At 68.1% G+C, this 11,422-nt stretch carries 11 protein-coding genes; 6 read left to right on the top strand and 5 right to left on the bottom strand.

Going from position 1 to position 11,422, the window contains the following annotated elements; genetic code table 11:
* Nucleotides 1–89: 89 nt before the first annotated feature.
* Together N5K27_RS14840 and N5K27_RS14835 are read left to right on the top strand one after the other, a co-directional pair.
* Nucleotides 90–1,004, top strand: coding sequence for a LysR family transcriptional regulator (locus N5K27_RS14840; RefSeq protein WP_279817313.1), 915 nt, complete (start codon nucleotides 90–92; stop codon nucleotides 1,002–1,004).
* The gene (locus N5K27_RS14835) at nucleotides 1,001–2,026 is read left to right on the top strand and encodes a tripartite tricarboxylate transporter substrate binding protein (protein WP_087841346.1); all 1,026 of its coding nucleotides are present in this window, start codon (nucleotides 1,001–1,003) and stop codon (nucleotides 2,024–2,026) included. Before N5K27_RS14840 ends, N5K27_RS14835 begins: the two co-directional genes overlap by 4 nt.
* A 9-nt stretch (nucleotides 2,027–2,035) precedes the next feature.
* Here N5K27_RS14835 and N5K27_RS14830 read toward each other — a convergent pair whose 3' ends face one another.
* Nucleotides 2,036–3,442 carry an MFS transporter gene (locus tag N5K27_RS14830; RefSeq protein ID WP_254914686.1) on the bottom strand — a complete coding sequence of 469 codons (1,407 nt, stop codon included), beginning with the start codon at nucleotides 3,440–3,442 and terminating at the stop codon, nucleotides 2,036–2,038.
* A 131-nt stretch (nucleotides 3,443–3,573) separates the two neighbouring features.
* On the opposite strand from N5K27_RS14830, the gene N5K27_RS14825 reads away from it, so the two are divergent.
* A complete protein-coding gene (locus tag N5K27_RS14825) occupies nucleotides 3,574–4,443 on the top strand; it encodes a LysR substrate-binding domain-containing protein (RefSeq protein ID WP_132980091.1) in 870 nt (289 codons plus the stop codon).
* A gap of 2 nt (nucleotides 4,444–4,445) precedes the next feature.
* Here N5K27_RS14825 and N5K27_RS14820 read toward each other — a convergent pair whose 3' ends face one another.
* Nucleotides 4,446–4,958, bottom strand: a complete 513-nt coding sequence (locus N5K27_RS14820; RefSeq protein ID WP_087841343.1) for a hypothetical protein — start codon at nucleotides 4,956–4,958, stop codon at nucleotides 4,446–4,448.
* A 109-nt stretch (nucleotides 4,959–5,067) separates the two neighbouring features.
* Here N5K27_RS14820 and N5K27_RS14815 point away from each other — a divergent pair, with 109 nt between their 5' ends.
* The 3 genes from N5K27_RS14815 (at nucleotide 5,068) to pnp (ending at nucleotide 9,015) form a co-directional block, all read left to right on the top strand.
* Nucleotides 5,068–6,288 (top strand): branched-chain amino acid ABC transporter substrate-binding protein, encoded by a 1,221-nt coding sequence (locus N5K27_RS14815; protein WP_243724586.1) that lies wholly within the window; start codon nucleotides 5,068–5,070, stop codon nucleotides 6,286–6,288.
* 150 nt (nucleotides 6,289–6,438) lie between these two features.
* Nucleotides 6,439–6,708, top strand: coding sequence for a 30S ribosomal protein S15 (gene rpsO / locus N5K27_RS14810; RefSeq protein ID WP_087841341.1), 270 nt, complete (start codon nucleotides 6,439–6,441; stop codon nucleotides 6,706–6,708).
* A 207-nt stretch (nucleotides 6,709–6,915) separates the two neighbouring features.
* The gene (pnp, locus tag N5K27_RS14805; protein ID WP_087841340.1) at nucleotides 6,916–9,015 is read left to right on the top strand and encodes a polyribonucleotide nucleotidyltransferase; all 2,100 of its coding nucleotides are present in this window, start codon (nucleotides 6,916–6,918) and stop codon (nucleotides 9,013–9,015) included.
* 654 nt (nucleotides 9,016–9,669) lie between these two features.
* Here the strand turns inward: pnp and N5K27_RS14800 are convergent.
* The 3 genes from N5K27_RS14800 to N5K27_RS14790 form a co-directional block, all read right to left on the bottom strand.
* Nucleotides 9,670–10,041, bottom strand: coding sequence for a helix-turn-helix domain-containing protein (locus tag N5K27_RS14800; RefSeq protein WP_087841339.1), 372 nt, complete (start codon nucleotides 10,039–10,041; stop codon nucleotides 9,670–9,672).
* Between the two features lie 3 nt (nucleotides 10,042–10,044).
* Nucleotides 10,045–10,347 carry a type II toxin-antitoxin system HigB family toxin gene (locus tag N5K27_RS14795; protein ID WP_087841338.1) on the bottom strand — a complete coding sequence of 101 codons (303 nt, stop codon included), beginning with the start codon at nucleotides 10,345–10,347 and terminating at the stop codon, nucleotides 10,045–10,047.
* A gap of 163 nt (nucleotides 10,348–10,510) precedes the next feature.
* A complete protein-coding gene (locus N5K27_RS14790) occupies nucleotides 10,511–11,416 on the bottom strand; it encodes a LysR family transcriptional regulator (protein WP_087841337.1) in 906 nt (301 codons plus the stop codon).
* Nucleotides 11,417–11,422: the final 6 nt, after the last annotated feature.

The raw sequence follows: 11,422 nt of genomic DNA, 5'->3' as shown, positions 1-11,422 counted from the left end.
GAGGCGGGGGCGCGTGCACGGCGGATGATGCGAGCGCGCCGATCGGTACGTCAAATACAATAAAAGCGGAGACTCGATATATAAAAAATATGGACCTGCGCCATCTGCGTTACTTCGTCACCGTCGCCGAAACCGGGCACATGACGCGCGCCGCCGAGCGGCTCGGCATCCAGCAGCCCCCGCTCAGCCAGCAGATCAAGGCGCTGGAGCGGGAGCTGGGCGTCGAACTGCTGCGCCGTCATCCGCGGGGCGTGGCCTTGACCGACGCCGGCCGGCACTTCCTGCGCGAGGCCGAGAGCCTGCTGGAAGGCTACGCGCAGATGCGCCAGCGGATGGCGCGGGTGGCCAACGGCCAGGAAGGGCTGCTGGCGGTGGGCTTCACCAGCTCGGCCGCGGCGCACGCCTTCACGCCCGAGGCCCTGCGCCTGTACCGGCGGGACTATCCGGGCGTGGAGCTGGACATCCACGAGGACAACGCCGCGGGGCTGACCGCGGCCATCGCCGCCGGACGGCTGCATTGCGGCTTGCTGCGCGTGCCGGTGTCGCGGCCTGACGGGCTGGTGTTCGAAACCCTGCTGACCGAGCCCGCGGTGGCCGCCGTGCCATGCGACCATCCCCTCGCGCGGGGCAGGCAGGCCAGCCGGCCTCGCGCGATCTCGCTGGCCGAGCTGTGCCAGGAGAAGATCATCCTGGTGCGCCAGCCGGGCGCGCCAGGCCTGTACGCCAACCTGCTCGCGCTGTGCGAAAGCCAGGGGCTGCGGCCACGCATCGCCGCCGAGGTCGACCGCATGATGACCAATCTGAACCTGGTGGCGGCGGGCGCGGGCGTGTCGGTCGTGCCCAAGTCCATCAGCGGCGCGCATGCGCACGCCGTGACCTATCTGCCGCTGGCGCGGGCCGAACGGCTGGATGCGCCGCTGACGCTGGTGTCCCGCGACGGCGAGGACAACCTGCCGGCCCGGCATTTCGCCGCGCTGGCGCGGCGGCTGGCGGCGGGGCGATGACGGCCGCGCGCTTCCGGGCGTCGCGCCGCCGCGTCCTGCAGGCCGTGGCCGCGCTGCCCCTGGCTGGCGTGGGGCAGCGTGCCGCTTCGGCGGACGGGGACGGACGGACCTGGCCGACGCGCGCCATACGGATGGTGGTCGTCTATCCGCCCGGGGGCGTGAGCGACACCATCGCCCGCATCCTGGCCGAGGCGTTGTCGCGCGACCTGGGCGTGCCGGCCTGGGTCGAGAACAAGGGCGGGGCGGGCGGAGGCGTGGGAATGGAGGCCGTGGCGCGCGCGGCGCCCGACGGCCATACGCTGGCCTTCTCCGCCTTGACGCCGCTCACGCTCAATCCGCTGCTGAGCCGCCCGTCGGCCGACCATGATCCCCTGCGGGACATCGCCCCCGTGGCCGCCGTCATGCGCACGCCGGTACTGGTGGCCGGCACGCCGGCCTTCACCGGCCGCGGTTTCGCCGATCTGGTGGACGAGGCGCGCCGCAGGCCAGGGGCGATCCGCTGGGCCAGCTCGGGCATCGCCACGACGGGGCACATGGTGATGGCGCAGGTGGCCGCGGCGAGCGGCGCGCGCATCACCCACATTCCCTATCACGGCGGCGGGCCGCAATTGAACGATGCCTTGAGCGGGCGTTTCGAGGTGCTGTCGACCAACGTCGCGGCGCTGCAATTGGACTATGTGCGGACGGGGCGGCTGAAGGCGCTGGCGGTGGGCGCGCCCGCCAGGCTGGGCGCGCTGCCGGAGGTGCCGACGCTGTCGGAGCTGGGCTATCCCCAGGCCAACCTGATGTCGCTGTTCGGGCTGTTCGTGCCCGCGGCCACGCCCAGGCCCGTGCAGGAACGCATCAACGCCGCGGTCAACCGCGTGCTGGTGGGCGGACCGCTGGCCGGGCGGCTGGAGCGGGCCTACAACCTGCCGGCCGCGGGTGGCATCGATGATTTTCGCGCGGCGGTGCGGGACGACTACGAGGCGAATCGCCGGCTGGTCGCGGCGGGCGCGCTGCGCGGCGACCGGACGCCCTGACCGGCGGCGTCAGCGCGCGGGTTGGCGCCGCGCCGCATTTCCTGCGCGCAGAATGCACAACCAGGCCGCGCCATAGGCTGTGGCCACCACGGCCAGGCCCGCAGGCAGGCTGTCCGACCAGTCGGGCAGCCCGTGCAGCAGGCTGCCCATGACGGCGACCCCCAGCAGCGTGCCGATCTGCCGGTTCGCGTTCAGGATGGCCGCGGCGCTGTTGGCATGCTCCTTCCCGCCGGACTGCATCACCGTGGCGGTCATGGCCGGAATGGCGATGGCGGCGCCCAGGTTGCCGCATACCAGCAGCGCCATCATCAGCCAGTAGGGCAGCGCCAGGCCGTCGAACGCGGCCGCCGCGGTGACCAGCGCGGCGAGGCCGGTGCCGGCCAGCATCGGGAAGCGCGTGCCGCGCTGGCTGGAAAGCCGGCCAGACAGCAGGTTGCCCACGACCAGGATGAGCATCAGCGGCATCAACTGGAAACCGGTGTCGAGCGGCCCGGCGCCCCGTGCGCGCTGCAGGTAGAGGCTGAGCAGGAACAACTGGCCGTACACCGCGAAGCTGGCCAGGGCGCCCAGGGCGTTGGCCGGCAGGAAGCGCGGCTCGGCCAGGAGCTGCCGGGGTACCAGCGGCGATGCGGCCCGTCGTTCCAGCCAGGCCAGCATGGCGCCGGCCGCGAGGGCCAGGACTGCCGCCAGCAGGATGGAGGGCGCGGTCCAGCCCCGCTCCGGACCCTGGATGAGCGCATAGCACAGGGCCGCCAGCCCCGTGATGCCCAACGCATGGCTGGCGGGGTTCAGGGCGCGTGGCCGGCGGGGGGCGGGGCGGACCAGCTTCAGGGTAAGCAGCGCGCCGGCGATGCCGATGGGGACGTTGATCAGGAAGACGCTGCGCCAGCCGAAATGCGCGATCAGCAGGCCGCCCACCAGCGGTCCCGCCGCCACCGACAAGGTGACGATGGCCGACCACAGCGCCACCATCCGAGCCCGGACGCGTTCGTCGGCATAGGTGTGGACCAGCAGGCTGAGCGAGCTGGGAACGAACAGGGAAGCACCCACGCCCTGTGCCAGGCGGGCGCCGGCCAGCGCCATGCCGTCCTGGGCCAGGCCGCACGCCACGGAGGCCAGCGTGAAGATGGCCAGTCCCGCCAGATACACGGCGCGCGCGCCCAGGCGGTCGGCCAGCGCGCCGCCGACCAGCAGCATGGCGGCGAAGGCCAGCGTATAGCCGTCGACCACCCATACCAGGCCCGACAGGGAGACCTCCAGGCTGCGGGCGATGTCGCTCAGCGCCACGTTGACGACGGTGACGTCGAGCATGGCCATGATGAAGCCCACCGCCAGCGCGGCCAGCGGCATGGGATCGGCCGATGCCTGCCGCGCGGGGGCCGGGGAGAGGGGAATATCGGGGCAGGGGTAGCGCACGGTCGTCGTCCGGAAAACGGTAGAAGGCGTTATCCTAGGCGCCGGAGTGATGCAGAAAAAGTGGTGAAAATGCAGTTCGATGATGCAAAAATGCATTCCGCCGAAGGGCCTTCGGCCAGCGTGGGACGGCCATGAACTGGGACGATGCCCGGGTCTTCCTGGCCATCCGGCGCGCCGGCACGCTGCGGGGGGCCGCGGCGCTGCTGGAGGTGGACCAGGCCACGGCCGGCCGCCGGCTGGCCGCCCTGGAGGCCGCGCTGGGCGCGCGCCTGTTCCTGCGCACGCCCAACGGCTACGTGCCCACGCCGGCCGGAGAACTGGCCGGCACCGCCGCCGAACGGATGGAGCAGGCGGCCGATCAATTGCAGCGGCAGATGCAGGGCCTGGACGACAAGCTGTGCGGCGTGGTGCGCGTGGCCACCTCCGACACCATGGCGAGCTTCTATGTGATCCCGGCGCTGCGGGCGCTGCGCGAGGCCCACCCGGACATCAGGGTGGTGCTGGGCACGTCCACCCAGCTCACCAACCTGACCCGCCGCGAGGCCGACATCGCCGTGCGCACGGTCAAGCCCACGAGTCCGGACCTGATCGCGCGGCGGCTGGCGCGCAGGCAGATAGGCGTCTATGCCTCGCGCGACTACCTGCGCCGTCGCGGAGAGCCCGCGGTGGACGCGGCGCTCAAGGGCCACGACGTGATCCGGTACGATCGTCCGCTCGGGCCGCTGGATGGCGGCAGGCTGGGCGGGGTGTCGATCGGCAATGCCCGGGTGGCGCTGGAAGTGAATTCAGGGATGATGATGCTGGAGGCGGTCAGGGCGGGTCTGGGACTGGGCGAGCTGGCCGTGTCGACGGCGCAGGGCGATCCGGAGCTCGTGCGCATCTGGCCCGAGCGGACCGAGCGCCTGGATGTCTGGCTGGTGCTGCACGCCGACCTGAACCGCACGGCCCGCGTGCGGGCCGTGGCCGATGCCATCATCGCCGCATTCAAGGGCGAAGACTGAGGCTACATACCCAGCTGGAAGCGGGGCTCCATCAGCGGGTCGGGTCCCGGGTGGTAGCGCGTGACCACGCCCTGGTCATTGACGTAGACGTACATCAGCGAATTCCACACGCCGTCCTCGCGGAAGCGGTAGCCCCAGACGATCTGCTCGCCCTTCAGGCCGACGCGGGTGATCTCGGCCGGGGGGCCGAACTCGAACAGCAGCCGCTCGGTATCCCAGTGTCCGGAGTCCAGCATGCGGAAGCGTTCGCTGGTCAAGGCCTGGGTGGTGCCGATGACCTTGCCGTCGGGACCGACGTCGGTGATCCAGGCGTACTGCCCCATGGGCTGGCTGGAATAGATCAGGCGCTGGCCGCCGCCCGGCAGGGGGCGTTCGAGCGTGGGCCGGCCCAGGCGGGCCGTGACGGCCGAGCCGGATTCGCCCGGCTGGATGCCGGCCGGGCTGGCACAGGCCGCAAGCAGCGCCGCCATGCCCAGCAGGCAGGCGCCACGGCGCAGGAGGAGGGCGATGCTCATACAATTCACCTTGTTCTTGGATTGACGACCGGAGATGACCGTGTTTCTGTCACGCAGGCGTGGCTATGGTTCGCTGATTGTAGGACTTGCGCTGGCTTGCGCAGGTTCCATGCCGGCCCGGGCCCAGGGAGAGGCGGCCGCGCCGGTTCGCATCGCCGTGATCGAGGCCATGTCCGGGCCCTTCGCCAATACCGGCGAGGCCATCATGCGCAACCTGCGCTTCGCGGTCGAGCGCATCAACGCCCGGGGCGGCGTGAAGCTGGCCGACGGCGCGCACCGGCTCGAGCTCGTTCCCTTCGACAGCAAGAACCAGATGGACGAAGCCTTGCTGCTGCTGCGCGGCGCGGCCGACCAGTCCATACGCATCGTCATGCAAGGCAACAGCTCGGCCGTGGCGGCGGGCCTGATCGAGGGCGTCAATCGCCACAACCAGCGCAATCCCGGCCAGCGCATGGTGTTCCTGAACTACTCGGCCGTCGATCCCGCGCTGACCAACGAGAAGTGCAGCCCGTGGCACTTCCGCTTCGATGCCAGTTCCGACATGCGGATGGCGGCCCTGACCGAGGTCATGCGGCGCGACCGCGAGGTGCGCAAGGTCTACCTGATCAACCAGGACTACAGCTTCGGCCAGGAAGTGTCGCGCAGCGCCCGGGCGATGCTGGCCGAGAAGCGGCCCGACGTCGAGGTCGTGGCCGACGAGTTCCATGCCATCGGCAAGGTCAAGGATTTCTCGCCCTATGCGGCCAAGATCCTGTCCAGCGGCGCCGATACCGTCATCACCGGCAATTGGGGCAACGACCTGACGCTGCTGGTGAAGGCCGCCCGCGAAGCGGGATTCAAAGGCAGCTTCTACACCTTCTACGGCAATGCGCTGGGCGCGCCGGCCGCGCTGGGGGACGCCGGCGTGGGCAAGGTGCGCGCGGTGGCCGAATGGCATTACAACGCCGGCGAGCCCGGCATGGACCGCGCCTACGACGACTACCGGCGCATGTTCCCGCGGCCGGCCGACGACTACCTGAACGCCCGGATGCTGCACATGACCGACATGCTCGCGGCGGCGCTGGAGCGGGCCGGGAAGGTGGACGCCGCGGCCATCGCGCGCCAGCTGTCGGGCATGCGATGGACTTCCGAGGGGGCGGACCTGTGGATGCGGCCCGACGACCACCAGGCCATCAAGCCCCTGTATGTGTTCACCATGCAGAAGGCGGGCATCGGCCCGGTCAGGCGCGACGTGGAAGGCAGCGGCTATGGCTTCGAGACCACGCTGAAGGTTTCCGCGGCCGACCTGACGCTGCCTACGCGTTGCAAAATGGCAAAGCTCCCCGAATAAGGCTATACTTCCTGGCTAACTTTCAGTTTTTGCCTATTTTCAGGCGGCGCTGATCGTTAACCTTCCGGCCGCGACCAGATATGTCGTGGCCGGGTCGTCAACTTTCACGGCAGGGCGCCTCGGCCTTGCCGCCAGTCCGAGAGGAAAAAAATGTCCGTCGCCGACATCAACAAGGCCAATATCGTCTCCGAATTCCAACGCGCCCAGGGTGATACCGGATCCCCCGAAGTGCAGGTCGCTCTCCTGACCGCCCGGATCAACGAATTGACCAGCCATTTCAAAGAGCACACCAAAGACCACCATTCCCGTCGCGGGCTGCTGCGCATGGTCAGCCGTCGCCGCAAGCTGCTCGACTACCTGAAGGGCCGCAACGCCGACGCGTACCGCGCCCTGATCGAGAAGCTCGGTCTGCGTAAGTGAATTTCCAGGGGATCGGGAACCCGGCGGGCGCTGCCCTCGCAGCGCCGCTCCGCGTTTCCGGTGGTTGCCGGTTTCGTCGCTTCCTGTTCGGGCGCGACGCAGCCGGCACTCTAGCAACCCCCTCCTGAAATATGAGAGTGCCTGTGTCAGGGACCGCCTGTCACAGGCATTTTCGTTTCAGAAGGGCAATCGCAAAGGATGCCTGTCATGTTCAATAAAGTCACAAAAACCTTCCAATATGGCCAGCATACCGTCACGCTCGAAACCGGCGAGGTTGCTCGCCAGGCTTCGGGCGCGGTAATGGTGTCCATCGAGGACACCGTCGTGCTGGCAACCGTGGTCGGGGCCAAGAAAGCCAAGCCCGGCCAGGATTTCTTCCCGCTCACCGTCGACTACATCGAGAAGACCTACGCCGCCGGGCGCATCCCGGGCGGGTTCTTCAAGCGCGAGGGCAAGCCCTCCGAGAAGGAAACGCTGACCTCGCGCCTGATCGACCGGCCGCTGCGTCCGCTGTTCCCCGAGGGCTTCTACAACGACGTGCACGTGGTCATCCACACGCTGTCGGTCAATCCCGAGATCGATCCCGACATCGCCGCGATGATCGGTTCGTCGGCCGCCCTGGCCATCTCCGGCATCCCGTTCAACGGCCCGATCGGCGCCGCGCGCGTGGGCTGGATCGATGATCAGTACGTGCTCAACCCCACCGCCTCGCAGCTCAAGACCTCCAAGCTGGACCTGGTGGTGGCCGGTACCGATGCCGCCGTGCTCATGGTCGAATCCGAAGCCCAGCAACTGTCCGAAGAGGTCATGCTGGGTGGCGTGGTCTACGGCCACGAGCAGATGCAGACCGTCATCAATGCGATCAACGACCTGGTGCGCGAAGCCGGCAAGCCCGAATGGGACTGGAAGCCCGCCGCCAAGAACGAGGAACTGATCGCCTCGGTGCGCGCCGTGGCCGAGGAAGGCCTGAAGGCCGCCTACCAGATCCGCTCCAAGCAGGAGCGCACCACCAAGCTGCGCGAAGTCTATGCCGACGTGCACGCCAAGCTGGCCGCCCAGGCCGAGGCCTCGGGTACCGCGGTCGACGGCGTCGAAGTGGACAACATCCTGTTCGACTTCGAAGCGCAGATCGTGCGCGGCCAGATCCTGAACGGCGAGCCCCGCATCGACGGCCGCGATACCCGCACGGTGCGTCCGATCAGCATCCGCCTGGGCGTGCTGCCCCGCGCGCACGGCAGCGCGCTGTTCACCCGCGGCGAAACCCAGGCCCTGGTGATTGCCACGCTGGGCACCAAGCAGGACGAGCAGATCATCGACGCGCTGATGGGCGAGTATCGCGATCGCTTCATGCTCCACTACAACATGCCTCCGTTCGCCACCGGCGAAACCGGCCGCATCGGCACGCCCAAGCGCCGCGAAGTCGGCCACGGCCGCCTGGCCAAGCGCGCCCTGGTGTCGCTGCTGCCCGCGCCGCAGGACTTCCAGTACACCATCCGCGTGGTGTCGGAAATCACCGAGTCGAACGGTTCGTCGTCGATGGCGTCCGTGTGCGGCGGCTCGCTGGCCATGATGGACGCCGGCGTGCCGATCAAGGATCACGTGGCCGGCGTGGCCATGGGCCTGATCAAGGACGGCGGCAAGTTCGCCGTGCTGACCGACATCCTGGGCGACGAAGACCACCTGGGCGACATGGACTTCAAGGTGGCCGGTACCGTCAATGGCGTGACCGCGCTGCAGATGGACATCAAGATCCAGGGCATCACCAAGGAAATCATGCAGGTGGCGCTGGCCCAGGCCCGCGAAGGCCGCCTGCACATCCTGGAAAAGATGCGCGAGGCCCTGGAAGGTTCGCGCGGCGAGCTGTCGGCGTTCGCGCCGCGCATGCTGTCCATGAAGATCAACCCCGAGAAGATCCGCGACGTGATCGGCAAGGGCGGCGCCACCATCCGTGCGCTGACCGAGGAAACCGGCACGCAGATCGACATCTCGGACGACGGCACCATCGTCATCTCCAGCGCCGACCTGGACCGCGCCAAGGAAGCGCAGCGTCGCATCGCCGACCTGACCGCCGACGTGGAAGTGGGCCAGATCTACGAGGGCGCCGTGCTGCGCCTGCTGGATTTCGGTGCCATCGTCCAGGTGCTGCCGGGCCGCGACGGCCTGCTGCACATCTCGGAAATCGCCAACCATCGCATCGCCAACATCAACGATGTGCTGAAGGTCGGCCAGCAGGTCCGCGTCAAGGTCATCGAGGCCGATGACAAGGGCCGCCTGCGTCTGTCGATGAAGGCGATTGCGGCTGAATAGGCGGTCCCCCCCTACGCCCTTCGGGCGCCCAGCATGGCGAGCCCCCAGCCGCTACGCGGCAGCCCCCCGAGGGGGCGGGGACCCGCCTTGGGGCGGCCCAGCGGCGGGTCCCCCGGGCGGCACTGGCGGACCGGCGGAGCCGGATCCGCTGTGCCCTGGGTCGGGGGGAGGGGTGTAGTGCTGACGGCGTCCTGTGGGGCGCCGTTTTTTATTTTGTGGGATGTTTCCATCCTATGAGGAGACGACACATGACGACGAGCAAGCCTGGCCGCTTGGCCAGTGAACTTCTGGAAATGGCCGACTCCCAGCACCGCTTGGGGATCATGGACAAGGCGACGCATCAGAAAATCACTGCCGCCACCTGGGAGCGGATGCGCTGCCTACCTCGGAGCCTATTACCGCGGCTCAAGTGCGGGAAGTGCGCGAGAAGGCTCACCTCAGTCAAGCCGCGCTTGCCCGGTATCTCAATATGACGCCGGGCTATGTCTCGCAGCTCGAGCGCGGCGCGACGCATGCGAAAGGCCCTGCGCTGGCACTGTTGAACGTTATCCGGCGCAAGGGAATCGAGGCGCTTCTCTAAGTGTGAGGATCCGGAGCGAGCGGTGGGATCGTGTTGCGATTTTCTTCGCAGGCCACCGTGGTCCTACCGGGAGATCAGGAGTTCGACGGGGGTTTGACCAGGCTTTCGGCGGGGATGCCTAGCCCTTTGTGCAGATTCCAGATCATTTGCAGTGTCAGGCTGCGCTTGCGGTTCAGGATTTCGTAGACGCGGTTGCGGCGGCCGATCATGGGCTCGAGGTCTTTGGCGGTCAGGCCGGCTTGCTCCATGCGGAATTTGATCGCTTCGACGGGGTCGGGCAGGTCGATGGGAAAGTGTCTGGCTTCGTAGGCTTGTACCAGCGTAGCCAGGATGTCCAGGCGATCGCCATCCGGCGTTCCGGGTTCAGGATCGCTTTCCATGAGGCGTGAGATGTCTTTCAGGGCCATCTTGTAGTCCGCTTCGCTACGGATGGGGCGAATCTCCATGTCTTACTCCATTTCTATGGTCTCGGCATCGATCGCGTCATATTCCCAGTGTGTCCCCACGAACTTCACATAGACGATGCGCAAGCGGTAGGCGACCGCGACGATCAATCGATAGTCATTGCCTTTGATGTTGAAAACCACGCGACGATTCTTGAGGATGCTGGCGCTGCGGTAATGAGCCTTGATATCCGAAGGTTGCGTCCATGTGGCTTGGCTTGCTTCATCCACCCAAGCCTTGAGGGGTTGCTCTGCGTCCGGATGGGTTTTCCAGAACTGGCGCAATGTGCTGACGGCAATGACCCGCATGAGTTAAGATTAGTCCCAAATTGGGACTTTCGCAAGTGGTTGTTCGAAGCACCGCCGGGAGCTTTAGCTATCTCTCGTGGAGGCGGGCCGTTGCACCGAGGAATGTATCAACATCCTCGCGATATGGCCGAGTGCACTCGGACACGAATATCGCAGCGGTACCCTAAGGCAGCAGCGGCACGCCGGCATCGCCGGCCAGGTGGCTCAGCAGGTCCCGGACCGGGGCCGACAGGCCGGCCCAGTCGCGCAGGCACAGGCACAGGCGGCGGTGGGCCCAGGCGTCCGCCAGCGCGATGCGCTGGTAGGGATGGCGGCGGCGATGGCTCTGGGCGATGCTGTCGGGAATGACGGCCACGCCTACGCCGTGCGAGACCATTTCGCACAGCCCGCCGAAGGTGTTCATCCTGATCCGCAGGGCCAGTGCGTGGCCGGCGCGCCGCGCATGTTCGTCGATGTGGTCCTGCAGCGCGCTGCCGGGGGCCAGTCCCACGAAGGGCTCGCGCACGATCTCGGCGAACGGGACCACGCGCCGCTGCGCCAGGGGGTGGCCGCGGGCGGTGATCAGGACGAGGTGGTCGGTGGCGACGGGGTGCAGTTGCAGCCCGGCGGCATCGACCTGGTCCGAAGTGATGCCGGCTTCGACCAGTCCGGCGGAGACCGCCTTGACGATTTCCTTGCTGGTGCGCTCGCGGATGTCGACGTTCAGGTGCGGGCGGGCGGCCATCCACGGGGCCAGCTTGCGCGGCAGGAAGGCCGTCAGGGCCGCGGTGTTGGCGTGGATGCGGATGGTCCCGCGGGCGCCGGAGGCGAAGTCCAGCAGCTCGCCCTGCATCAGTTCCCGCTGGCGCAGGATCAGCCGGGCATGATGGGCCAGCGCCTCGCCGGCCTCGGTGGCGACCACGCCGCGATGGCGGCGCTCCAGCAGCCGCACGCCGGCATCGGCCTCGATGTTGCGCAGGCGTTCGCTGGCCGAGGCCAGCGCCAGGTTCGCGCGCGTGGCGCCCTGCGTGATGCTGCCGGCGTCGACGATGGCGAGGAACAGGCGCAGGTCCGCGAGATCGAGGCGCATGGAAAT

Source organism: Pigmentiphaga sp. GD03639 (assembly GCF_029845405.1).
In the GTDB taxonomy this organism is placed as follows: domain Bacteria; phylum Pseudomonadota; class Gammaproteobacteria; order Burkholderiales; family Burkholderiaceae_B; genus Pigmentiphaga; species Pigmentiphaga daeguensis.
The sequence above is the reverse complement of the archived record's forward strand: the minus strand, read 5'-3'. Positions and strand labels throughout refer to the sequence as shown.